The sequence below is a fragment of the Pseudomonas sp. LBUM1666 genome, assembly GCF_059695775.1.
In genome coordinates this window covers 17,044-40,896 of record NZ_CP166789.1, presented here as the reverse complement: position 1 = coordinate 40,896, position 23,853 = coordinate 17,044, and the positions used below count along the sequence as shown (strand labels likewise).

The following is a 23,853-nucleotide window of genomic DNA, read 5'->3' as shown; positions in this document are numbered from 1 at the left end:
CACATTAGGTTTGTGTTGGCCTCAAGGTCTCACTGGCGGCGCGAGCTTCTGCCCTTGCTCAACCGCCCAAGCCACCACCTGCGCCGTCAACTGATCACTGGCCTGGCCAAAACCGGCCACCACCGCCGGCACCTTTGCATCGCTCAACGGCTGGCGCACTTCGAAGCGTCGACTGGCGAGGATTCGCTGGTCATAACCGCGCACCAGCAATGCATCCAGACGCACGACGACGCTCGCGTTCGTTCCTTGGTATTCAGTCTGGAACGCCTGCAGGTTACCGCCCAGTTCAAGATCAGCCTGGAAATTGCTGTCGTCGGTGCTCAGCAATGGCACCCGACCATCACGCTGGAAACCATCAAGCAGACGATTGCGCAGCAACACCGGAGCTGGGTCGCTCCAACGCGAAGCCTTGTAGCTGCTGATCAGATCACCCTGAGGGATCACGGCGATCTTCGGGCTGTTCAAGGCTTCGCTGGCCTGCGGCTTGGTCAGTCGCAGCGACCAGCGCTGCGGCGTCCCGAGACTCGCCGATGCGCTGCTCTGGGCCGAAGGCAACCGATAGACATCGGACGGCTCGGACTTGGGCAGGATCGAGCAAGCGCTGAGCACAATGAAGCTGGCGAGGAGGGCGAGGTGAGTCAGCTTCATGGCGTGAACTCCTTGTTCTTGTCATTGCCCAGCAAATAACCGGTGGGGTTGGCTTCCAGACGCTGGGAAATAGCCCGCAACGACGTCAGGGTGTCGCGCAGTTCACGCACCGCCGGAGCCAGGCCATTGAGGCCTTGCATGCCGCTGTTGAGCGAATCCTGATTGGTCGTGAGCAGCTTGTTGATGGTCGCGCTGCTCTGCTCCAGCGACTTCATCGCCTGCTCGGCACTGCCGAACATCTGCTTGCCTTGATCGTTGAGCATGCCATTGGCGTTGCGCATCAGCGCCGACGTCTGTTCCAGCATGGCGCCGGCCTGCTTGCCGACTGATGCCAGTTGCTGCATCGCCTGACGAATATCGCCGCGCTGGTCGGCGATGGTGCCGGTGGTTTGTTCCAGATGTTCAAGGGTCTTGCTGATGCGCTCGACGTTCTCCGAAGAAAACATCTGATTGGCGTTGTGCATCAGCAGGTTCACACCGGCCACCAGGTCGCCGCTGTCATTCAGCAAACGGGCGATGGGCGAGGGCGATGCAATAATGGTCGGTAAATTACCGTCCTTGCCCTTGAGCGTCGGACTTTGCGGCGTACCACCGCTGAGCTGAATGATCGAGGTGCCGGTGATTCCGGTCAGCGCCAATATGGCCCGGGTGTCTTCCTTGATCGGCGTATCGCCGCCCAGGCGGATCCGCGCCAACACCCGGCGTGGGTCTTTCGGGTCCAGACGCAAGGTCACCACGTCGCCGACCTTGATCCCGCTGTACTGCACGGCGCTGCCCTTGGACAGGCCGCTGACGGCCTCGTTGAAGACGATTTCGTAATCCTTGAACTCGGTGTCGACGCTGGACTTGGCCAGCCACAAGCCGAAGAGCAGGGCGCCCGCCACCACAATCACGGTGAATAGGCCGATCAATACATGATGGGCTCGGGTTTCCATGTCAGACCTCCTTAAGCTGTTGAGCGGCCGTAAGCGCCGCGCGGCCGCGAGGGCCATGGAAGTATTCGTGAATCCACGGATCGTCGGTTTCCGACACCTTGTCGATGGCATCCGCCACCAGTACTTTCTTCTGCGCCAGCACCGCCACCCGGTCGGTGATGGTGTAGAGCGTGTCGAGGTCGTGGGTGACCAGAAAAACACTTAGGCCCAACGCATCGCGCAGGGTCAGGATCAATTGATCGAACGCGGCCGCGCCAATCGGATCGAGGCCAGCGGTGGGTTCGTCGAGAAACAGGATGTCCGGGTCCAGCGCCAGCGCGCGGGCCAGTGCCGCACGCTTGATCATGCCGCCGGACAGCGAAGCGGGGTACTTGTCGGCCGCCGACAGCGGCAACCCGGCCAAAGCCAGTTTCACCGCAGCCAGGTGCTCGGCGTCCTCTCGGCTCAGGCCGGCATGCTCGATCAGGGGCAGGGCGACGTTCTCCGTGACCGTCAGCGAAGAGAACAGGGCGCCTTTCTGGAACAGCACGCCGAAGCGCCGTTCGACCATCGAGCGCTCGTGTTCGGACAGCGTCGGCAGGTTTTTGCCGAAGACCTTCACCACCCCTTCGCTGGGCTGGCGCAAGCCGACGATGCTGCGCAACAGCACCGATTTACCGCTGCCGGAACCGCCGACTACGGCGAGAATTTCGCCCTTGTACAAGTCCAGATCGAGGTTCTCGTGCACGCTCTGGCTGCCGAAACGATTGCACAGCCCACGGACTTCAATCACCGCCTCAGAGGGCGCTCGGGTTAGACGACTCACCAGCCCATCTCCATGAAAAACAGCGCGGCCACGGCGTCGAGCACAATCACCACGAAAATCGACTGCACCACGCTCGATGTGGTGTGGGCGCCGACGGACTCGGCGCTGCCGCTGACTTTGAAGCCCTCAAGACAGCCGATGGCGGCGATCAGGAACGCGAAAATCGGCGCTTTGACTATCCCGACCAGAAAGTGCTGAACGCCGATGTCCGATTGCAGCAGCGACAGAAACATCGCCGGCGAGATATCCAGTGACACAGCGCAGACCACGCCGCCGCCGACAATTCCCGAAAGCATCGCCAGAAAGGTCAGCATCGGCAGCGCGACCAGCAGGGCCAACACGCGCGGCACCACCAGCAGCTCCATCGGGTCGAGACCCAAGGTGCGGATGGCGTCAATTTCTTCATTAGCTTTCATCGAGCCGATCTGCGCGGTGAACGCACTGGCGGTGCGGCCGGCCATCAGGATCGCGGTCAACAACACACCGAATTCGCGCAGGAAGGAGAACGCCACCAGGTCCACGGTAAAAATACTCGCACCAAAACTCGCCAACACCGTCGCCCCGAGAAACGCCACCACGGCGCCCACCAGAAAGGTCAGCAGGGCAACGATGGGCGCGGCGTCGAGGCCAGTCTGTTCGATGTGCGCCACCATCGGCGTGATGCGCCAGCGTTTGGGGCGAAACAGACCGCGGGCGATGGTTTCCAGAATCAGGCCGACGAAACCCAGCAGTTGCAGGGTGTCCTGCCAGACCGTGTCCACCGCCCGGCCGATGCGGGTCAGCAGTTGAATGCCGACGCTGATTTCCGGTTCTTTGATCGGCACGCAGAAGTCGGTCAGCGAGCAATAGACGGTCTGCAACAAGGCACGGTCGGCAGAGGACAGTGTGCAATCGGGGTGTTCGGCGGATCGGCCCAAACGCTCGGACCCGAGCAACTCCACCAGCAGCGACGCGCCGGCAGTGTCGAGCGCGCCAAGGCTATTGAGGTCGATGTGAGTGCTGTCGTCGTATTGGCCGCGGAGCTTTTCGCTCAGGTGCTTGAGATCGGCGTAATGGGCAAGCGTCCAGTCACCCGTGACCCGCAACTGAGCAGGGGAGTGAGAGGTGTCCAGTCGGGCACTGCCGGGCATTGTGCTGCTGGTCATAAGCTCCGTGCTTTATCGGCTATTGCGCAGCTCTACGTAATAGCACGAACGGGTTACTTTGCGGCAGTCGCCGGCTTGTTGTCCTTTACCACGAAGCGCAACACACCGATGACCTGGCCATCTTCGGTCAGCACCCGGACCTGCCATTTACCCGCGGGGTTGCCGGGGAAATTCTGCTTGTGGGTCCAGGCCCGATAGCCTTCCTTGCGCCCCCCGTTGATATCCAGCGGGATACGGTCGACTTCTTTACCGTTGAACATCCAGACGTGATAAATCCGTTCGGCCAGACCTCGCGGGGCATTGATCGCGGTGTACGCGTACAGCCCACCTCCGCGAATCTGGTCGGCGCTGACTTCTTCCAGACTCTTGCCAGGTGTGCGGTCCTGCATTTGCGTGCTGATGGCCACGTCGGTCATCCACAGCGTCGCCGGCGGAACCCACGAACGCAGCACCCAGCCAACGCCACCGATCCCCACGGTGATGCTCAAAATCGCCAGCGCATTGCGCACGGTCCGAATCGGGAAGATCGACGCCAGGCTCGGGAACGACAGCACGACCGCGGTGCCCAGGGCCAGTTTGAAACTCTGGGAGGTGGTCAGGTGCAGGATGACGGGCAGGGCGGTCAGCAGTGCAGCGAACAGCGTCAGGGTATGCAGTGCCAGGAACGCCCAGCGCCGGGGGGCCAGCCATTTGTAGTAGAGCGGGTCGATGATGGAAATCAGCGCAGCCACACACAGCAACCCGGTGAAGAACAACTGGCTGCTGTTCCAGGTCGTGGTGACGAAAAAGAATGGCAGGACGAAGAACAGGCTTTCCTGGTGGATCATCTGCGTGGCGTAACGCAGCAGTGGTTGGGGTATTTCGCGTTTGAAGATCCTGGCGAACAGCTTGGTGAGGCTGTTTTCCAGCATCAGCCAGATCCAGCTGACCAGCATGATGGTGGTGATCCAGGTCGCCAGACCTTGCTGACGATCCACCAGAATGAAACTGCCGACCCCGGAAATGAAACCACCGAGCGCAATGACCCCTGGGTAGCGCTTCATCAGCTCCAGGATGCGCTGGACGTATAGGGTCAGAGTAGTCATTCGGCAGTTCGCAATAGTCGTGGGAAAAATCCTCGACAGGGTACCGTCTCGCCACAGGGAATAGTTACTTTCTGCGATGAAAGCGCAAAGCCAGTACACCCAGTACAAGCAACCCGAACACCCCGGCAATCGCCCACATAAACTGATCATCACTGATCAACGGCTGTTCGATCCGCAGGTAACCCGGCTGCATGAGCAATTCACGCATGGCCTTGTTTGCTTCCTCCAGCGTCACCCCTTGCAGTTCCTTGGCCGGGTTGGCGAAACGGCCGTCCTCATAGTCCCCAAGGGCACTCCAGTAATAATCGGCCAACGCGCTGTTGCCTTGCACGGCCCAGGCCTGGCGAGCGATGGCGGCCTGCTTGAGACGCTTGAAGGTGTCGGCATTGAGACCGTCCTTGAGCAACCCGGCCTTCAGATCATCCAGCACCTGCTCGGCCTCGGGCACGTCGTCGCGCTCAAGGTCCGCGTTCAGGCTCATGAAGCCCACACCGCCAAACACCTCGCGCTCGGCCGAAGGCCCGTAGGACAAGCTATGAGTCAGGCGCAGCTGGCGGTAGAGCGCCCAGTCCAGATAGTCCTTGAGCAAGTCGAAGGTTTCGTCGTGCTGATCTTCCAGCACCGGCTCCGGCACCAACCAATGCAACTTGGCACTGCCGCCGACAAAACCGTGACTCAGGGTGCGCTCATGGGCAGCACTGGCCTGGATGGCCGGCAGGGGCAGGTGATCGGTCGGGTCGACCGCATCAAGCGCGCCATAAGACCGTTCCAGATAGGCCGGCAGCAACCGGTCGAGGTCGCCGACCACGATCAGGGTCATGTTGTTGGGCGCGTACCAGGTCTTGCGTACCTTTTCCACTTGATCGCGGGTCAGGTGATCGACCTCAGGCCGCTCGGGGCATTTGAGGCCCAGTTCCACCGCCAGTTGATTACTCGCCGTGTGGCCAAGATCCTGGCGATCCAGCCAGCGTTGCAGGTGCGAGTAATGGCCGCCGTCTTCGCGCTCGACCACTTGTTTGGCGGCGTTGATGGCGTTGTCGTCGATACGGGTCTGGGTCAGCAGCGCCAGCAGCAGGTCGAGGACCTTGCGCTGGTTTTTCGCCGGGGCTTCGATGACGAACGTCGTGTCGGCATTGTTGGTGTAGGCGTTCCACTCGCCACCCAGGGCCTGCATGCGCTCTTCCAGCCCGCCTTCGCCTGTGGCGTCAATGCCGCTGAACAGCAAGTGCTCAAGCAGGTGCGGCAGCTCCTTGTCGGCGCAGCTGAAATCATCGATGCCGACGCCGACCACCAGACGAATCGCCACATGCCCGCGCTCGGTACCGGGCTTGAGCAGCAATTGCAGGCCATTGGGCAGCGGATAGCCCTCGACCTGAAAGCGATCCAGGGCAAATGAAGAGAATGAGCAAAGCAACAGACAGGCGAACAACAGACAACGCATAACGAGTTTCCATACGGCTAGCGTAAGTTCAACAGACTTCAGGCAACTGTGGACGTTCAGGGTGAATGAGTGATGTCAGCGAAATCGTCGACCGCCAGGGCACCGGTGTCGGAAGTTTCCAGCACCACATAGGCGCTGCTGCAAAACAGCGAATTCAGACGCTTCATGTCCGCAATCAACTCAAGGTGCAACGAGCTGGTCTCGATACTCTGCACGATCTTACGTTGCAATCGGCTGACGTGAGCATGGGCCAGGCGGCGTTCCTGCGCGCGAAAGCGACGTTTCTCACGCAATAACTGGCGGGCACTTTCCTTATCGGCACTGAGGAACACTGACAACCCCAGGCGCAGGTTGGAAATCAACTGACTGTGCAGCCCCGCCAACTCTTCCAGGCCAACCTCGGAAAAAGACCGGCGCTGCGAGGTTTTCTGCTGCTGAACCTTGCGCAGCATACGTTCGATGAGGTCGCTGGCGAGTTTAAGGTTGATCGCCAGCTCGATGATTTCCGCCCAGCGCCGGCTGTCCTGCTCACTGAGGTCTTCGCGGGGCATTTGCGCCAGATACAGTTTGATGGCGCCGTAGAGCGATTCCACATCATCGGTCAGGCGCCGCATTTCCTGGGTCACAGCGGTTTGCTTGCCGTTCAGCACGTCGAGCATGGCCTCGAGCATGTTGTCGATCAGGTCGCCGATGCGCAGGGTTTCCCGGGCGGCATTGGCCAGCGCCAGGCTGGGCGTGACCAGCGCTGTTGGATCAAGATGCCGCGGTTTGGCGGTGCCATTGACTTGCGGGCGCTCCGGCAGCACCCACGCACAGAACCTGGCCATCGGTCCGACAGTTGGCAGCAAGATCAGGCAGCGCGCGGTGTTGTAGAGCAGGTGAAAGCCGATGACCATTTCCTGAGGGCTGAAGTCCAGGCTGTCGATCCAGTGCACTAACGGGTCGAGTACCGGGATGATCAGCAGCAGACCGATCAATTTATAGAGCAGGCTGCCCAACGCCACCTGACGGCCAGCGGCGTTCTGCATGCTGGTGCTGAGGAAGGCGAGGATGCCGCTGCCGATGTTGGCGCCGATCACCAGGCCGATGGCCACGGGCAGGCTGATCACAGCGGCACCGGCCAGGGTCGCAGTCAGCAGGACGGCGGCCAGGCTGGAGTAGGAAACCATTGCGAACAACGCGCCGACCAGGGCATCCAGCAAGATGTCGCCGGTCAGCGAGGCGAAAATCACCTTCACGCCTTGGGCCTGGGTGATCGGCGCGGCGGATTCGACGATTAGTTGCAGCGCCAGGATGATCAGCCCCAGGCCGATGCTGACCCGGCCCATCTGTCCGACCCGGGTCTGCTTGCGCGACAGGAAGAAAATCACCCCAACAAAGATCAGCAGCGGCGACAACCATGACAGGTCCAAGGTCAGCACTCGCGCCATCAGCGCTGTACCGACGTCGGCCCCGAGCATGGTCGCCAGGGCCGGGGTCAGCGCCATCAGGCCCTGACCGACAAAGGAGGTAACGAGCATGGCGGTGGCGTTGCTGCTCTGGACCATCGCCGTCACGACGATCCCCGAGATGAACGCCAGCCAGCGCTTGGACATGTTCCGGCCAATCACATGGCGCAGGTTGGAACCGTAGACCCGCAGGATGCCGGTTCGGACGATGTGCGTGCCCCAAATCAACAAGGCCACGGCAGATAACAAATTGAGCAGGGTGAGCATACAGGCCCCCTGTGGTGGTAGCGCCCCAAAGGGGCAAGTTGACGGTGCCGCGCGACGTTCTACGTTCGTGTACTTAAGCTGTAGTTGGCTAACGGTCTGCGCGCCAGCATCGCACAGCTAAAGAAGCGATTGAAACAAAACTGTCATAAAAACAGGTTGATGCAGATATGACAAAGGGGCCCGAAGGCCCCTTTGTCATCACATGGCATTCGGGTTACTGACCCGGAACGTCCTTGCGCAGTTTCACTGGGTCTTGCTGCTTCTTCTTTTTCATCATCGCGGTACGCATCTTGATGTTGATCGCTTCCACCGCCAGCGAGAACGCCATGGCGAAGTAGACGTAGCCTTTTGGCAAGTGCACTTCAAAGGATTCGGCAATCAGCACGGTACCGACCAGCAGCAGGAAAGACAGCGCCAGCATCTTCAGCGACGGGTGCTTGTCGATGAACTCACTGATGGTGCCAGCCGCCAGCATCATCACCAGAACGGCAACGATGATCGCCGCGACCATGACTGGGACATGGGAAACCATACCGACGGCGGTAATCACCGAATCCAGCGAGAACACGATGTCGATGATTGCGATCTGGATGATGGTGTAGAGGAAGTTGCCGCCCTTGCCGGTCGGTTCCTCATGGGTTTCGTCTTCACCTTCCAGCGCGTGGTACATCTCTTGCGAACTCTTCCACAGCAGGAACAGACCACCGAAGAACAGGATCAGGTCACGCCCGGAAATGCCTTGGCCGAACACTTCGAACAAGTCGGCGGTAAGGCGCATGACCCAAGTGATCGACAGCAGCAACAGGATCCGGGTAACCATGGCCAGCGCCAGACCGAAAATCCGGGTGCGCTGTTGCATGTGCTTGGGCATGCGGCTGACCAGGATCGAAATCATGATGATGTTATCGATACCCAGGACGATTTCCAGGGCGGTCAGGGTGAAGAAGGCAACCCAGATTTCAGGGTTGGTCAGCCATTCCATGTGTATTCCTTTGTGCGAGTGTTAAACCACGAAGGGCCCGGGCTTCAAACAACAAAGCCTGGACCCGTCATGGTGAGTCTTGGGCTTATAGAGTGCTGAACAGCGGAAAAATCCCCATCAGCAAGGCGGCGATCAGTATGCACATGCAAACCAACACTGCCCACTTCAGGGTGAAACGCTGGTGATCACCGAAGTCGATACCGGCCAGGGCCACCAACAGATAGGTCGATGGTACCAGCGGGCTCAGCAAGTGGACGGGCTGACCGACGATCGAGGCACGTGCCATTTCAACCGCGGTTATACCGTAATGGCTGGCGGCTTCCGCAAGTACCGGTAACACGCCGTAATAAAATGCATCGTTCGACATGAAGAACGTGAACGGCATGCTCACCAGTGCAGTGATCACCGCCAGGTACGGGCCGAGGAAGTCCGGGATGACCGCCAACAGGCTTTTCGACATCGCATCGACCATGCCGGTGCCCGTCAGGATACCGGTGAAGATACCCGCGGCAAAGATCAAACCGACCACCGCCAGCACGCTGCCGGCGTGGGCCGCAACGCGGTCCTTCTGCTGTTGCAGGCACGGGTAGTTGACGATCATCGCGATACTGAAAGCCACCATGAACAGCACCGGCAGCGGCAACAGACCGGCGACCAGGGTGCACATCAGGGCGAGGGTTAGGGCGCCGTTGAACCAGATCAACTTCGGACGACGGGCATCCGGGAATTGCGAAACGCTGATTTCACTGTGGTCGATTTCATCGCCCACCAGGTGCAGCTCACCCAGGCGCGCACGCTCACGCTTGCCATAGAAGTAGGCAATCATGAGGATGGCCAGCACCCCGAAAGCCATCGCCGGAATCATGGGTACGAAGATGTCGGACGGGTCCACATGCAGCGCACTGGCCGCTCGAGCGGTCGGGCCGCCCCATGGCGTCATGTTCATCACGCCACCGGCGAGGATGATCAGGCCGGCCATGATCCGCGGGCTCATGCCGATACGGGCGTAGAGCGGCAGCATGGCGGCCACGCAGATCATGTAAGTGGTCGCGCCGTCACCATCGAGGGAGACGACGAGCGCCAGTACGGCGGTGCCGACCGAAACTTTCAACGGGTCGCCCTTGACCAGTTTGAGGATCTTGCGCACGGCCGGGTCGAACAGGCCGGAATCGATCATCAAGGCGAAGTACAGAATGGCGAACATCAGCATCACACCGGTAGGTGCGAGCTTGGTGATGCCTTCGAGCATCATCGGGCCGATCTTCGGCGCAAAACCACCGAACAGCGCGAACAGGATCGGGATGATGATCAGAGCGATCAGCGCGGACAGGCGCTTGGTCATGATCAGGAACATGAACGTGATGACCATGGCAAAGCCAAGGAAAGTCAGCATGGGAATACTCCAGGCATAGCGCGGCTAGGGAATGGGCGAACCGGGTGGGTCAGCGCAGAACGGGAAGCACGAGGCGTATGGGCGGAGTGACAGCGAAGCGGCGGGTAGAAGAGGACATCAGGATCACCATTGTTGTTGTTAAATGGGCTGTGCGAGCGATAAAACACTGGCATTGGCCGACCGGTCTGTTGCCGGTAGTGGGGCGATCCTAATCGGGGAAGCTTTCACCCAGCTTTCGCGGATGAAAGCATTGACCAGATGTGCAACCGGTCGTCGGACGGGTTTGAAGTCCCTGAAAACAGGGCAGGAGGACAAAACATGGCCGAAATTCATACGGGCGGCTGCCATTGTGGACATCTGCGCTATCAATTCAGCGGGCCTTTGCACGACATCGCCCACTGTCATTGTTCGATTTGCCGACGGGTCAGTGGCGGAATCGTGACCACCTGGATCACCGTGCCCGCGTCAGCCTTTGAATGGGTGAAAGGGACACCCGCGCAGTACGACTCATCAACAACCTGCGTGCGGTATTTCTGCGGCAACTGTGGGGCGCAGCTGGCGCTGGTCACGCACCTGAGCCCGGACAGCATCGACGTGACCATCGCCACCCTCGATCATCCCGAGCAGGCACCCGCCGAAAGGCATATCTGGACTGACAACCGTCTGCCTTGGCTGCATCTGGACGAACATTTGCCCGGCGAAGCGGAGGAACAGTTGTAAACTGATCAAAAAATAGACAGATCCAGTGGCCGAATCGCGCCCATCCAGATGGCATGCTCGGTGTGGTCGAGCAGATCGTTGCCAGTGTCCGGGTGCAGGAACACCACCAAACCCTTGCGGTTGAGCGCAAGCCAGGGCAGCACGTCGCCGATGTATTGCGGCTCGAACGCCAACTGGCAACTCCAGTCCGGGTGCGGGCCCACCGGGCGTTCATGGACGCGGCCCATCTTCACTGGAAACAATTGCGCCGCCTGCTCACACAAGGCTCGCGCCTGAGGAAGGGTGCTGGCGTCGAAGTAGACATGGGCGTGGTAGCCCTTGATCCGCTGCATTTGAAACCCTCTGAACCGAGTCGAACCGGCGTTGTTTCCCACAGGTCACACGCCATATAGATAGGAAGAACGGAGCACGGCCATGAAAAATGCCGAAACCCCGGTGGTGAAAGTGGTGCTTTATGGTGCCATGAGTAGCTTGGGCAGTGCGCTGATGGCTGAAATGCTGCGGCGCCAACATGAAGTGATCGCGATTCTCGATGATTTGACGGCGCTCGCGCCGCGCCCGGGACTGCGGACCAAAACCGGAGATTTGTTCGACGCCAAGCGGGTCAAGCAGAGCGTCGCCGGTTGTTCGGCGGTGATCTGTCTGCTGGATGCACCCGGGTTGCCGATGAACAGCGAGCACGTGGAAAAATCCATCGTGCCCGGCCCGGTCGAGCAAGTGCTGGCGGTGGATGCTCTGATCGATGGCATGCAGGCCTCGGGGATTGCCCGGCTGTTTCTGGTCGGAGATTTCGAGGCACTGGACGATCCGGAAATGGAAGATCGACTGCAACGCCACGCCGCCGAAGAAATCCGCGAAGCCCTGCAAAGCAGCACCCTGCACTGGACGCTGGTGAATGCGCCGCGCGGGGTGCCCGGGCTGACCATCGAGCATTTCAGCCACGTCAGCAGCAGCCTGGAGCCGGGCCTCGCCGAACCGCTTGAACGGTTGAGCCGGGTGGCGGTCGGGATTGCCGATGAGTTGCGGTTGAACCTGCATGTCGGCGAACACGTGACCTTCGTCGCGACCGACGCTATACAGCGATAGACGGCAACGGAAGACCATTGAGCGATTGCGCACTGCTGGCCTGCTCAGCCATCAGCCAGTCCACAAACTGTTGAATCAGCGCACCACGCCGTTTCCGCTGGGGCAGGACCACGTAATAGCCGAGCCTGGAAATGACCGTTTCCGCAATCGGTCGGCACAACAAACCTTGCGCCAGCAAGTTATCCACAAGGTGCCGCCACCCAATCGCCACACCTTGGCCGCCAATCGCCGCTTGAATCAGCAACGTGTAATTGTCGAAGCGCAATTGCCCGGGCGCAGGTGCCGAAGCGATCCCCAACTCACGAAACACGCCGCTCCAGTCGAACCAGTTGCTGCTGTTCTCGCCTCGAAGGTGCAGCAGCGGGAATTCGAGCAATGACTGGGAGGGCAAGGGCAGGGGACGATCCTTCAGCAGCAGAGGGCTGCACACCGGAAAGACTTCTTCGCTGAACAGCCAATGGCTTTCGCCCTGCTTGAATCGGCCGTCACCAAACAACACTGCCACATCAATATCGGTGCGCAGCATGTTGAGGCTGCGTTCGCTGGTGACCAGGCTGACGTCCACTTGAGGATTGGCGGCATGAAAGCGGTGCAGGCGCGGCATCAGCCAATACGCGGCGAAGGCGAAATCAGTGGCTACCTGTAACACTTCATGCTGGTGCTGTGCGCTGATCGCGCTTAATCCTGCATCGATGTTCTGCAATCCGAGCTGAACCTGCTCAAACAGGATGGTCCCGGCTTCGGTCAGTTCGATGCCGCGATAGATCCGGTCGAACAGCCGCGTCCCGAGTTGCTCTTCCAACCGTTTGATCTGCTGGCTGATGGCCGGTTGCGTGGTGCCAAGCTCCACCGCAGCGGCGGTGAAGCTGCGCTGACGGGCTGCCGCTTCAAAGGCGCGAAGCAAATCCAGAGACAAATCACCAAGGGCGTCATACATAAGCTGTGCTTATCCTAGTCATTGCCGCGCATGGGCTTTACCACAAACTGCATGGGCTACATGCTCGATCGCAGCACTCTCGCATAAATATTCACTATGGAATGCCGCGATCACATGAAGCGCAAGAATATTCTTTTCATCATGGCCGATCAGATGGCCGCGCCAATGTTGCCGTTCTACGGCTCTTCGCCCATCAAACTGCCGAATCTCAGCCGCCTCGCCGCCGAAGGCGTGGTGTTCGACGCCGCTTATTGCAACAGCCCACTGTGCGCCCCGTCGCGTTTTACCCTGGTCAGCGGTCAGTTGCCGAGCAAGATCGGCGCCTACGACAACGCGGCCGATTTCCCCGCCGATGTACCGACTTATGCCCACTACCTGCGTCGACTCGGCTACCGCACCGCACTGTCGGGCAAGATGCATTTCTGCGGACCGGATCAGTTGCACGGCTATGAAGAACGCCTGACCAGCGACATCTACCCGGCCGATTACGGTTGGTCTGTGAACTGGGACGAGCCGGATGTGCGTCCAACCTGGTTTCACAACATGTCGTCGGTGCTGCAGGCCGGGCCGTGCGTACGCACCAATCAGCTGGATTTCGACGAAGAGGTAGTGTTCAAGGCTCAGCAGTATTTGTTCGATCACATCCGTGAGGACGGCGATAAGCCGTTTTGCCTGACCGTTTCGATGACTCACCCACACGATCCGTACACCATCCCCAAGGCCTTCTGGGATATGTACGACGACGCCGATATCCCATTGCCCGAAACCCCGGCGCAGGCCGAACTTGATCCGCACTCCCAGCGTTTGCTCAAGGTTTACGACCTGTGGGACAAACCACTGCCTGTGGATAAGATTCGCGATGCGCGTCGTGCATATTTCGGTGCGTGCAGCTATATCGACAGCAACGTCGGCAAACTCCTGCAAACACTCGAGGAAACCGGCCTTATCGATGACACCATCATCGTGTTCTCCGGTGACCACGGCGACATGCTCGGCGAGCGTGGTCTCTGGTACAAAATGCACTGGTACGAAATGGCCGCGCGCGTGCCGCTGTTGATCAGTGCGCCGGGGCAATTCGGGGCTGGCCGGGTCAGTGCAGCGGTCTCCACTGCCGATCTGTTGCCGACCTTCGTGGAACTGGCCGGCGGTTCGCTGGAGCCGGGGCTGCCGCTGGATGGCCGCTCACTGGTTTCGCACCTGCAAGGGCAGGGCGGTCATGACGAAGTCTTTGGCGAATACATGGCTGAAGGCACCATCAGCCCGCTGATGATGATTCGTCGCGGTGCCTACAAATTCATTTACAGCGAAGACGATCCTTGTCTGCTGTTCGACGTACACAACGACCCGCGCGAACTGGAAGAACTCAGCCAATCGCCGCAACATCGGCCGCTTTTCGATGAATTTCTCGCTGAAGCCCGGGCTAAATGGGATATCCCGGCGATCCACCAACAAGTGCTCGCCAGCCAACGGCGCCGACGTTTTGTCGCCGATGCGTTAACCATCGGCAAGCTGAAGAGCTGGGATCACCAGCCGCTGGTGGACGCCAGTCAGCAGTACATGCGCAACCACATCGACCTCGACGATCTGGAGCGTAAAGCACGTTATCCACAACCCTGCCAAAACCAATAATGTTAAGGGGAATGCCATGCGTAGGTTATCCACAGCAGTGACGGTCGGGCTTCTGGCTCTGGGCAGTGCATCGGCGTATGCCGATCAGAGTTGCGAGACGGTGAAAATGGCCGACCCTGGCTGGAGCGACATTGCCGCCACCAACGCCATCACCGGGTTTCTGCTGGACGGCATGGGCTACAAGGCCAAGGTCGACACGCTGGCGGTGCCGATCACCTTTGGCGGCTTGAAAGATGGCCAGGTCGACGTGTTTCTCGGTAACTGGATGCCGGCACAACAAGGTTTCTACGACAAGTTCGTGGCCACGGGTGACGTCACTCAACTGGCGAAGAACCTGGACGGCACCGAATTCACCCTCGCCGTCCCGGATTACGTCTGGGACGCGGGTGTGCATAACTTTTCCGACCTGAACAAATACGCCGACAAGTTCGACAAGAAGATCTACGGCATCGGCTCCGGCGCTCCCGCCAACATCTCCTTGCAGGAAATCATCAAGAAGAACGACTTCGACATGGGCCAGTGGAAACTGGTCGAGTCCAGCGAGCAGGCGATGCTGGCCGAAGTGTCTCGCGCGGTGAAAAAACAGAAGTTCGTGACCTTCCTCGGCTGGACCCCGCACCCGATGAACGTGCAGTTGAAAATGCATTATCTGAAGGGTGGCGAGAAGTACTTCGGCGACACCGGCAGCGTTCACACCCTGACCCGCAAAGGTTATGCACAGGCCTGCCCGAACGTCGGCAAACTGCTCACCAACCTGAGTTTCACCCAGGAAATGGAGAACAGCATCATGTCCGACGTGGTGAACAAGAAGGTCAGCAATGCTGATGCGGCCAAGGCGTGGATCAAGGCTAATCCGGCGGTGCTGGATAAGTGGCTGGATGGGGTGAAGACAGTGGATGGGAAGGATGCGTTGGGTGCGGTGAAGGCGAAGCTTTGATCGAGTGATCGTGGATTCTGTGTCGGGCTCAGGATCGACCCCTCACCCCAACCCTCTCCCCACGGGGGAGAGGGGGAAAGGGAGCAGATCTCTAGTGTTAGCCAAACCTGAGTTCGACCCGATATCGCAGGTCGCAGAATTTCTTAAGATCCACATGGTCAGTCCCCTCGCCCCTCTGGGGCGGTCCGACGTTTCGGGAGGGTTAGGGTGAGGGGTGGATTCATCTGACACTCCTCACACCCTGCTACCCTTGCGCAAACCCCCACCCGAGAGGACCCATGGCCATCCCAAGCCGCCATTCGCTCTTCCCCTTCCTCAGCTGGATGCCCCGGCAAACCCGCGCCAGCGTCGGTCGTGACCTGATCGTCGGCCTCAGCGGTGCGATTCTCGCGTTGCCGCAATCTATTGCCTACGCACTGATCGCCGGTCTCCCACCTGAATACGGTCTGTACGCTGCGATTATCCCGGTGCTGATCGCGTGTCTCTGGGGTTCTTCGTGGCACTTGATCTGCGGTCCTACGGCGGCGATTTCTATCGTCTTGTACGCCAGCGTCAGTCCTCTAGCCGTTCCTGCGTCAGAGGACTACGTCACCCTGATCCTATTGCTGACGCTGCTTGCCGGCATTTTCCAGTGGCTGCTCGGTTTGCTGCGCTTCGGCGCCTTGGTGAATTTCGTCTCGCACTCGGTGGTGCTGGGTTTCACCCTTGGCGCGGCGGTGGTGATTGCCATCGGCCAACTGCCGAATTTGTTGGGGCTGGAATTGCCCAACCAGGCAACAGCGCTGAACAGCTTGATGATGCTCTTCAGTCATCTTGGCGAAGTGGATAAACCGTCGCTAATGCTGGGCTTGGCGACGGTCGTCGTGGGCGTGATCCTGAAATTGCTCCTGCCGCGCTGGCCGACGCTGTTGATCACCCTGGTGCTGAGCGGATTGCTGGTCTGGCTCTGGCCATCGATGTTCGGTCATGTGAAGTTGGTCAGCGCGTTTGTCGGGCGGCTGCCGCCTTTCAGCCCGCTGCCGCTGGATCTGGACCTGATTCTGCGCTTGCTACCCAGCGCAGTGGCAGTGGGCATGCTCGGGCTGGTCACCAGTCTGTCGATTGCCCGATCCTTGTCGGCCCGCTCCCAGCAGTTGCTCGACGCCAACCAAGAGGTCCGCGCCCAGGGTTTATCGAACATGGTCGGTGCGTTTTTTTCCGGATCGCTATCAGCCGGTTCCTTCACCCGCTCGGGCCTGAGCTACGAAGCGGGTGCCTGCTCGCCGATGGCCGGTGTTTTTTCGGCGGTGTGGGTGGCGCTGTTCGCCATCTTCGGCGCGAATTTGATCGCGCACATTCCGATCCCGGCCATGGCCGGCAGCATTCTGTTGATCGCCTGGGGGCTGGTGGATCATCGCGGCATACGCGCGTTGTTGCGGGTCAGCCGCGCCGAGTTCCTGGTCATGGCGCTGACCTGTGTCGCCACGCTGCTGCTGGAATTGCAGACCGCGATCTACGCCGGGGTGCTGGCATCGCTGTTCTTCTACCTCAAACGCACCTCGCAACCGCGGGTCCAGCATTGGCGGGATGGGGATGAAGACATTCTGCGGGTTGGCGGTTCGATCTTTTTCGGCGCCAGCCATTACCTGCAAGTACGCCTGCAACGGATGCACGGCGCGCGCGTGGTGATCGAAGCGCAGCAAATCAACTTCATCGACTATTCAGGCGTGGAGATGCTGCACCAGGAAGCGCGACGGCTATTGCGCCAGGATCGCAGCCTGACCCTGCGGCGGGCGCGGCCGCAGGTGGTGGAAGAATTGAGGAAACTGGAAGGGGCGGAGAAATGCCCGATCCGGTTTGAGGATTAAAGCGCGAGTTGCCGACGCAACTCGGCCAATACCGGCGCCGTATCCGGACGCACACCGCGCCACAGATAGAAGGCTTCCGCCGCTTGTTCCGCGAGCATCCCCAAGCCATCCATCGACACTGCCGCGCCATGTTCACTGGCCCAACGGCAGAATGAGGTCGGCTCCTTGCCGTACATCATGTCGTAGCACACCGTCTTGCCCGGCTCGATCAAACTGCTGGCAATCGGCGGTACTTCCCCTGACAGACTGGCGGACGTCGCGTTGATGATCAGGTCCACCGATTCCTTCAACCAATCGAAACCACTGGCCGACACCGGTCCCAGGTCCGCGAACAATTCCGCCAGCAGTTCGGCTTTTTCCACCGTGCGGTTGGCGATGACCACCGAGGCGGGTTGCTCGGCCAGCAACGGCTCCAGCGCACCGCGCACAGCGCCGCCGGCACCGAGCAGCAGGATGCGTTTGCCCTTGAGGCTGAAACCGGCGTTGACCGTCAGATCCCGCACCAGTCCGGCGCCATCGGTGTTGTCGCCCAGCAGGCTGCCATCAGCGAGTTTGCTCAAGGTGTTCACCGCACCAGCCCGCTGCGCCCGCGCCGTCAGACTGTTCGCCAGACGATAGGCCTCTTCCTTGAACGGCACCGTCACATTCGCCCCGCGACCTTCGAGAAAAAACGTCCGGGCGCAGGTGGAAAAATCGTCGAGGGGCGCCAGCAACGTGCTGTAGTCCAGCTTTTGAGCCGTCTGCTCGGCGAACAGTCGATGGATTAGCGGCGACTTGCTGTGGCCAATCGGGTTACCGAATACGACGTAACGGTCCATCAGGATTCCTCGTTCAGGCCTTGGCCAACCAATCGCGGTCTTGCAGGAAGTACTCGGTCAGCCGTGCCTCTTCGCTGCCCGGCTCGGCTTTCCAGTCGTAACCCCAGCGTACTTGCGGTGGCAGAGACATCAGGATCGACTCGGTACGCCCGCCCGATTGCAGACCGAACAGCGTACCGCGGTCGTAGACCAGGTTGAATTCAACGTAGCGCCCACGGCGGAATTCCTGGAATTCCCGTTGTTTCTCGGTAAACGCATCATTTTTGCGGCGCTGCACGATCGGCAGGTAGGCGTCGATGAACGCGTCACCGATGGCACGCATGAAGGCGAAACTGGTGTCGAAATCCCACTCGTTCAAGTCATCGAAAAACAACCCGCCGATGCCGCGCGGCTCGTGGCGATGCTTGATTTGGAAGTAGCTGTCGCACCAGGCCTTGTAGCGCGAGTAGACGTCCGGGCCAAACGGCGCGCAGGCCTGCTCGGCAACGCGGTGCCAGTGCACGCAGTCTTCTTCATTGCCGTAGTAAGGGGTCAGGTCGAAGCCACCGCCGAACCACCAGACCGGATCTTCGCCTTCTTTTTCAGCGATGAAAAAGCGCACGTTGGCGTGGGACGTTGGCACATACGGGTTGTGCGGGTGAATGACCAGCGACACGCCAAGGGCTTCGAAGCCACGGCCGGCCAGTTCTGGCCGATGGGCGCTGGCGGAGGGTGGGAGACCGCTGCCGAAGACGTGGGAAAAGTTGACGCCACCCTTTTCGATGACCGCGCCGTTTTCGATCACTCGCGTGCGACCGCCACCACCGGCAGGCCGGGTCCAGGCGTCTTCGACAAAGCGCGTGCCGCCGTCTTCAGCTTCGAGGGCCGCGCAAATGCGGTCTTGCAGGTCGAGCAGGTAGGCTTTTACGGCCTCGGTGCGGGTCGTCATGTCATCACCTTGAATCGGGCAAAGCTACGCGGCGCTCCATTGGAGCGGGGGCCGGCGCAAATGGGCGCGTAGCATAACATCGCAGATGGACCTGCCGCAGTTGACGAAGATCAAGCTTCGGAGTCCGATAGGGAGCTTCGCGCTACAACTCTAGTAGCCAAGACCTAAGGAGAGTTCTGATGGCTAAGCGTATCCAGTTCCGCGCCCATGGCGGCCCAGAAGTGCTCGAGTATGTCGAATACCAACCCGCCGAGCCTGGCCCGCAGCAGGTTCGCGTGACCAACAAGGCCATTGGCCTGAATTTCATCGATACCTATTACCGCAGCGGCCTCTATGCACCGCCAGCCCTGCCATCGGGCCTGGGCTCGGAAGGCGCGGGCGTGGTGGAGGCGGTGGGCAGTGAAGTCACCCGGTTCAAAGTGGGTGATCGCGTTGCGTACGGCAGCGGCCCATTGGGCGCCTACAGCGACGTTCACGTGTTGCCGGAGGCCAACCTGGTCCTTCTGCCGGACGCGATCAGCTTCGAACAGGCCGCCGGCGTAATGCTCAAGGGCCTGACCGTTCAGTACCTGCTGCGTCAGACATATGAACTCAAGGGTGGCGAAACCGTCCTGTTTCACGCCGCGGCCGGTGGCGTTGGCTCCCTGGCCTGCCAATGGGCCAAGGCCTTGGGTGTGAAGTTGATCGGCACGGTCAGCTCACCGGAGAAAGCCGCACTGGCCAAGGCCAATGGCGCTTGGGCAACCATCGATTACAGTCATGAAAACGTCGCACAGCGCGTACTGGAATTGACTGACGGGAAAAAAGTCCCGGTGGTGTACGACGGCGTCGGCAAGGACACATGGCTGACTTCGCTTGATAGCGCGGCGCCTCGCGGTCTGGTTGTGAGCTTCGGCAATGCGTCGGGTGCGGTAGACGGGGTGAACCTGGGAATCCTGTCGGCGAAGGGTTCGTTGTACGTGACCCGCCCGACCCTGGCGACCTACGCCAACAACGCTGAAAACCTGCAACGTATGGCGGATGAACTGTTCGAGATGATCATCAGCGGCAAGCTGAAGGTGGACATCAGCCAGAAGTATCCATTGGCCGAAGCGGCGAAGGCGCAGACCGAGTTGTCGGCGCGGCGGACCACCGGCTCGACTGTTTTGTTGCCGTAACAACGAACTGTGGCGAGGGGGCTTGCCCCCGTTGGACTGCGCAGCAGTCCCCATCTGGCAATGCGGTCTGACTGTTCGAACACATTGCTAAATGGCGGGTGCTTCGCACCCGAACGGGGGCAAGCCCCCTCGCCACATTCAATCCGGGCGAATGACGCTCCCGGTTGCCACATCGCGAATCACACTCGGATTCTTGCGCCCACCCAGATTCCCACCCAGCACGTAATCCACCTGCCCACGGAAATACTGTTCGACGCGAATCCGTGTGCGCGCCGCCGGCCGGCCCTGTGGATTGGCCGAGGTCGACACCAGCGGCCCGACCAACGCACACAAATCCCGCACCTGCGGATGATCACTGACCCGCAATGCCACCGTTTCATGCACGCCGGTAATCCACTGCGGCAACATATTCTGATGCGGCACCAGCCAGGTGTTCGGCCCTGGCCAGGTGCTGGCCATGCGATCCATCCACAATTCAGGAAAGTCTTCGAAAAGGAAGTCGAACTGGCGAATGTTGTCGGCCACCAGAATCAACCCTTTTTCCACCGACCGACCCTTGATCGCCAGCAGACGATAGACCGCTTCTTCATCCCACGGGTCGCAACCCAGGCCCCAGACGGCTTCGGTTGGATAGGCAATCACCGCGCCTGCGCGAATGGCTCGTGCGGCTTGTTGCACACGCCAACTGTTGACCATGAAAAAACACTCCGGAATAAGGCTCTGCGCAGTTTACCGATCTTCCTTATAAAACCTAGCTCACCCGCGCAAACCAGCGCCCGCTTTCGCAGACCGCACGGCCGTCCATTTCCAGCTCCGTCAGCGCTGCCAGCACTTTTGGCAAGGCCCAGCCGCTGGTGACGGACAACGCTTCACTGGTGTGGGGCGCGGCATGCAGCAGCATGAGCAACGGATGAGTCGCCACTGGTGTCGCTGTGGATAACGGCAACTGCTGCCAGCCGCGCAACGCTTCAAGGATATGCTCGATGGTTTCCACCAGTACCGCACCATCGCGGATCAGCTGATGACAACCCTTTGCGCCCGGGTGATGAATCGACCCGGGAATCGCATACACCTCGCGTCCTTGTTCCGCTGCCAGCCTCGCGGTGATCAACGAACCGCTGGCGACACTCGCCTCGACCACCAGCACGCCGAGGGATAAACCGCTGATGATTCGATTGCGCCGGGGGAAGTTGCTGGCGCTGGGACCAGCGTCCAGCGGGAACTCCGAAAGTACCGCGCTGCCCGAGGCAATCATCGCGTCCGCCAGCCGTCGATTGCGCTGTGGATAAAACTTTTCAAGACCCGTGCCAAGTACACCGACCGTTCGCCCGCCCACGTCCAAAGCGGCTTGATGCGCGGCGGCATCGATGCCCAGCGCCAAACCGCTGGTAATGACAAAACCGGCGCCGGCCAAACTGCGGGAAAAGGCCGCGGCGGTGTCCATGCCCGGCCGCGAAGCGCGACGGCTGCCAACCATCGCCAGCTGCGGTTTTTCCAGAATGCCGGGATCGCCCGCCACGAACAACAGCGGCGGCGCATCACTGATTTCCGCCAGCAATGCCGGGTAGTCAGGTTGGTCCCACATCAGTAAATGCTGGCCCGGACGCTCTAACCAGGCCAATGCGTGGCCCGCGCCATCACGGATTTCACTGGAGCGCCTGGCCTCCGCGCAAGCGAGTGGCAAACCCAGCGAACGCCAGGCACTGGCCGGCGCGCTGATAGCCTTGGACGCCGAGCCGAAGGCCTCAAGCAATTTCTTGAACCGCGCAGGGCCGAGCTCCGGCAGGCGATGCAAACGTAAACGAGCTTCCAGTTCCGCAGGGGAAACCGGTGCAAAAGCAGACAGCGACATGGATCATCCTTGATCGTTATGAGCCCCGTTCAAACGGGAATAAGCTGTGGATAACTCTGTTGGTAACTTGTGGAGCAGGCTTAAGGATTTCGCACCTTGTCCAGCACCGCCAGGGAGCGTGATGCATTGAGCACCAGCCCGTAGCTGAGCTTGTCATAGGTGCGGAAAACCATCAGCAAACCGGCGCGCTCATCCGGGATTTTCAGTGGCTGACCGGTGATCCGGTCACGCACGGTCTCGCCGGTTTTCATCACCACCAACACGTTGCCTTCGGCCAAGCCATCGCGTTGGCCCTTGTTCAGCGTGACCACATCCATCGCGCCAATCTGGGTAACCCCGCGCGGCACGTCGATGATCAACCCGTTGATCTCGGTTTTTGGCGCACTGGGCATGAAGGCCGAGTTGATGGAGCGCTCTTCGCCGCTGAACAAGCGGTCGCCGAGGCGGACTTCCTGAGTGGTGCGTTGCAGCGCCAGGGTGGCGACGTCGCCTTCGGTGGCCACAATCTCGCCGCCGCCGATGTCGTCGGCATTGATCCCCAAAAATTCTTTACTGACAGGATCGGTGTAGATCTTGCCCTGACGGAAGATGCCGTAAACCGGTTGAGCCGGGTCGAAGTGGCCGCGAGCGAAGATTCGGTCACCAGTGCCACTGAGCACGCGTTCGGCATCGCCGGCGACGATATAAGGCGCCTTGTCGAATTCCTCGACCGTGTCGACGATGCGGTTGCTCAGTAGAAAGCTGTTGATCGATTGCAGCGGAATGCTCGGGATCGCATCGGCAACCGGGCTGCTGCGGACGCGTGGCGAAAGCTTGATGGTGCCCCGGGAAGCGCCGCGATTGAGGGTCAGGCGTGGCTGCCCGTTGACGTAGACCAGCGACAGCGAGTCGCCAGGGTAAATGAGATTGGGGTTTTCGATCTGTGGATTGGCCTGCCAGAGTTCCGGCCATTTCCACGGTTCACGAAGGAATTTCCCCGATATGTCCCAGAGTGTGTCACCCGATACCACGGTGTATTGCTGTGGAAAACCTTCCTTGAGTTGCACTTGCCCGTGCGCCAAACCGGCCGAGGCCAGAAGGAGCAAGGCGAGTAGTGATTTCCTCATGCGGTGAATCCCTTTATTATGTGCATTCGCGTAGAACGCCAGAGCCCTCGTGGCTCGCTCCTGACTCTTTACCAAAAAGAGAAGGACGCTACGTTTTACAACGGTAGCCTGCATCTTCGGACCCGCCAGGCCATCGACCCGACATTACCTCAAACGTGCAGCAATTAAGCTTATGGCCATTTTAGACATCCTCGAATTCCCCGATTCGCGCCTGCGCACTATCGCCAAACCTGTGGCCGTAGTGGACGACGAAGTGCGTCAGTTGGTCGATGACATGTTTGAAACAATGTATGAAGCGCCAGGCATCGGCCTCGCCGCGACCCAGGTCAACGTGCACAAACGTATCGTCGTGATGGACCTCTCCGAAGACCGCAGCGAACCACGGGTGTTCATCAACCCCGAGTTCGAAACCCTGACCGACGAGATGGAGCAATATCAGGAAGGCTGCCTCTCGGTACCGGGCTTCTACGAAAACGTCGATCGCCCCCAGAAGGTCAAGATCAAGGCCCTGGACCGCGACGGCCAGCCTTACGAACTGATCGCCGAAGGCCTGCTCGCCGTGTGCATCCAGCATGAATGCGACCACCTGAATGGCAAATTGTTCGTCGACTACCTGTCCAATCTCAAACGCGACCGAATCAAGAAGAAACTGGAAAAGCTCCATCGCCAGAACGCTTGATGCCCTCC

23 protein-coding genes are annotated in these 23,853 nt (G+C 60.0%); 7 read left to right on the top strand and 16 right to left on the bottom strand.

Translation table 11 applies throughout. From position 1 onward, the window contains the following. Positions 1 to 21: 21 nt before the first annotated feature. The 9 genes from ACA056_RS00190 to ACA056_RS00150 all read right to left on the bottom strand — a co-directional run bounded on the left by ACA056_RS00190 (position 22) and on the right by ACA056_RS00150 (position 10,149). Positions 22 to 648: an ABC-type transport auxiliary lipoprotein family protein gene (locus ACA056_RS00190; protein ID WP_497269626.1), complete on the bottom strand. Its 627-nt coding sequence runs from the start codon at positions 646 to 648 to the stop codon at positions 22 to 24. Continuing rightward, positions 645 to 1,583, bottom strand: coding sequence for an MlaD family protein (locus tag ACA056_RS00185; RefSeq protein ID WP_497269624.1), 939 nt, complete (start codon positions 1,581 to 1,583; stop codon positions 645 to 647). Before ACA056_RS00185 ends, ACA056_RS00190 begins: the two co-directional genes overlap by 4 nt. A gap of 1 nt (position 1,584) precedes the next feature. Next, complete coding sequence (locus tag ACA056_RS00180) at positions 1,585 to 2,388, bottom strand: ABC transporter ATP-binding protein (protein WP_497269622.1); 804 nt, start codon at positions 2,386 to 2,388, stop codon at positions 1,585 to 1,587. After that, entirely contained in the window at positions 2,385 to 3,533 is a 1,149-nt protein-coding gene (locus tag ACA056_RS00175) for an ABC transporter permease (protein ID WP_497269620.1), read from the bottom strand. The genes ACA056_RS00180 and ACA056_RS00175 overlap by 4 nt, the downstream gene beginning before the upstream one ends. A gap of 53 nt (positions 3,534 to 3,586) precedes the next feature. Beyond that, a complete protein-coding gene (locus tag ACA056_RS00170) occupies positions 3,587 to 4,618 on the bottom strand; it encodes a DUF5924 family protein (protein WP_497269618.1) in 1,032 nt (343 codons plus the stop codon). Positions 4,619 to 4,682: 64 nt separating this feature from the next. Then, entirely contained in the window at positions 4,683 to 6,059 is a 1,377-nt protein-coding gene (locus ACA056_RS00165; protein ID WP_497269616.1) for a M16 family metallopeptidase, read from the bottom strand. 56 nt (positions 6,060 to 6,115) lie between these two features. Continuing rightward, complete coding sequence (locus ACA056_RS00160) at positions 6,116 to 7,774, bottom strand: Na/Pi cotransporter family protein (RefSeq protein ID WP_497269614.1); 1,659 nt, start codon at positions 7,772 to 7,774, stop codon at positions 6,116 to 6,118. Between the two features lie 214 nt (positions 7,775 to 7,988). Further along, positions 7,989 to 8,756, bottom strand: a complete 768-nt coding sequence (locus tag ACA056_RS00155) for a TerC family protein (RefSeq protein WP_497269612.1) — start codon at positions 8,754 to 8,756, stop codon at positions 7,989 to 7,991. A gap of 85 nt (positions 8,757 to 8,841) precedes the next feature. Next, positions 8,842 to 10,149, bottom strand: coding sequence for a CitMHS family transporter (locus tag ACA056_RS00150; protein ID WP_497269610.1), 1,308 nt, complete (start codon positions 10,147 to 10,149; stop codon positions 8,842 to 8,844). 318 nt (positions 10,150 to 10,467) lie between these two features. On the opposite strand from ACA056_RS00150, the gene ACA056_RS00145 reads away from it, so the two are divergent. After that, entirely contained in the window at positions 10,468 to 10,869 is a 402-nt protein-coding gene (locus tag ACA056_RS00145) for a GFA family protein (RefSeq protein WP_497269608.1), read from the top strand. 5 nt (positions 10,870 to 10,874) lie between these two features. Here the strand turns inward: ACA056_RS00145 and ACA056_RS00140 are convergent, their stop codons facing one another. Continuing rightward, on the bottom strand, positions 10,875 to 11,201 hold the full coding sequence (locus ACA056_RS00140; protein ID WP_497269606.1) for a DOPA 4,5-dioxygenase family protein: 327 nt from the start codon (positions 11,199 to 11,201) through the stop codon (positions 10,875 to 10,877). Between the two features lie 82 nt (positions 11,202 to 11,283). Between ACA056_RS00140 and ACA056_RS00135 the strand changes: the two genes are divergently transcribed. Continuing rightward, positions 11,284 to 11,955: an NAD(P)-dependent oxidoreductase gene (locus ACA056_RS00135; protein WP_497269604.1), complete on the top strand. Its 672-nt coding sequence runs from the start codon at positions 11,284 to 11,286 to the stop codon at positions 11,953 to 11,955. Here the strand turns inward: ACA056_RS00135 and ACA056_RS00130 are convergent. Next, positions 11,942 to 12,892 carry a choline sulfate utilization transcriptional regulator gene (locus ACA056_RS00130; RefSeq protein ID WP_095126794.1) on the bottom strand — a complete coding sequence of 317 codons (951 nt, stop codon included), beginning with the start codon at positions 12,890 to 12,892 and terminating at the stop codon, positions 11,942 to 11,944. The two genes, ACA056_RS00135 and ACA056_RS00130, sit on opposite strands and share 14 nt — an antisense overlap. A 114-nt stretch (positions 12,893 to 13,006) precedes the next feature. Here ACA056_RS00130 and betC point away from each other — a divergent pair, with 114 nt between their 5' ends. The 3 genes from betC (at position 13,007) to ACA056_RS00115 (ending at position 17,305) form a co-directional block, all read left to right on the top strand. Continuing rightward, complete coding sequence (gene betC / locus ACA056_RS00125; protein ID WP_497269602.1) at positions 13,007 to 14,521, top strand: choline-sulfatase; 1,515 nt, start codon at positions 13,007 to 13,009, stop codon at positions 14,519 to 14,521. Between the two features lie 16 nt (positions 14,522 to 14,537). Further along, positions 14,538 to 15,458 (top strand): choline ABC transporter substrate-binding protein, encoded by a 921-nt coding sequence (choX, locus tag ACA056_RS00120; RefSeq protein ID WP_497269600.1) that lies wholly within the window; start codon positions 14,538 to 14,540, stop codon positions 15,456 to 15,458. A 278-nt stretch (positions 15,459 to 15,736) separates the two neighbouring features. Next, complete coding sequence (locus ACA056_RS00115; RefSeq protein WP_497269598.1) at positions 15,737 to 17,305, top strand: SulP family inorganic anion transporter; 1,569 nt, start codon at positions 15,737 to 15,739, stop codon at positions 17,303 to 17,305. On the opposite strand, the gene aroE is transcribed toward ACA056_RS00115, so the two are convergent. Further along, complete coding sequence (gene aroE / locus ACA056_RS00110) at positions 17,302 to 18,123, bottom strand: shikimate dehydrogenase (protein WP_497269596.1); 822 nt, start codon at positions 18,121 to 18,123, stop codon at positions 17,302 to 17,304. The two genes, ACA056_RS00115 and aroE, sit on opposite strands and share 4 nt — an antisense overlap. 13 nt (positions 18,124 to 18,136) lie before the next feature. Beyond that, entirely contained in the window at positions 18,137 to 19,051 is a 915-nt protein-coding gene (hemF, locus tag ACA056_RS00105) for an oxygen-dependent coproporphyrinogen oxidase (protein WP_497269594.1), read from the bottom strand. A gap of 179 nt (positions 19,052 to 19,230) precedes the next feature. Between hemF and ACA056_RS00100 the strand changes: the two genes are divergently transcribed. Next, a complete protein-coding gene (locus tag ACA056_RS00100; RefSeq protein WP_497269592.1) occupies positions 19,231 to 20,208 on the top strand; it encodes an NADPH:quinone reductase in 978 nt (325 codons plus the stop codon). A gap of 138 nt (positions 20,209 to 20,346) precedes the next feature. On the opposite strand, the gene tsaC is transcribed toward ACA056_RS00100, so the two are convergent. From tsaC to ACA056_RS00085, 3 genes are all read right to left on the bottom strand, one after another. Then, positions 20,347 to 20,904: an L-threonylcarbamoyladenylate synthase type 1 TsaC gene (gene tsaC / locus ACA056_RS00095; protein WP_497269590.1), complete on the bottom strand. Its 558-nt coding sequence runs from the start codon at positions 20,902 to 20,904 to the stop codon at positions 20,347 to 20,349. Between the two features lie 55 nt (positions 20,905 to 20,959). After that, positions 20,960 to 22,060, bottom strand: coding sequence for a DNA-processing protein DprA (gene dprA, locus ACA056_RS00090; protein WP_497269588.1), 1,101 nt, complete (start codon positions 22,058 to 22,060; stop codon positions 20,960 to 20,962). A gap of 80 nt (positions 22,061 to 22,140) precedes the next feature. Continuing rightward, positions 22,141 to 23,166 (bottom strand): LysM peptidoglycan-binding domain-containing protein, encoded by a 1,026-nt coding sequence (locus ACA056_RS00085; RefSeq protein ID WP_497269586.1) that lies wholly within the window; start codon positions 23,164 to 23,166, stop codon positions 22,141 to 22,143. Positions 23,167 to 23,338: 172 nt separating this feature from the next. On the opposite strand from ACA056_RS00085, the gene def reads away from it, so the two are divergent. Continuing rightward, on the top strand, positions 23,339 to 23,845 hold the full coding sequence (def, locus tag ACA056_RS00080) for a peptide deformylase (protein ID WP_046056612.1): 507 nt from the start codon (positions 23,339 to 23,341) through the stop codon (positions 23,843 to 23,845). The last annotated feature ends 8 nt before the right edge of the window (positions 23,846 to 23,853 follow it).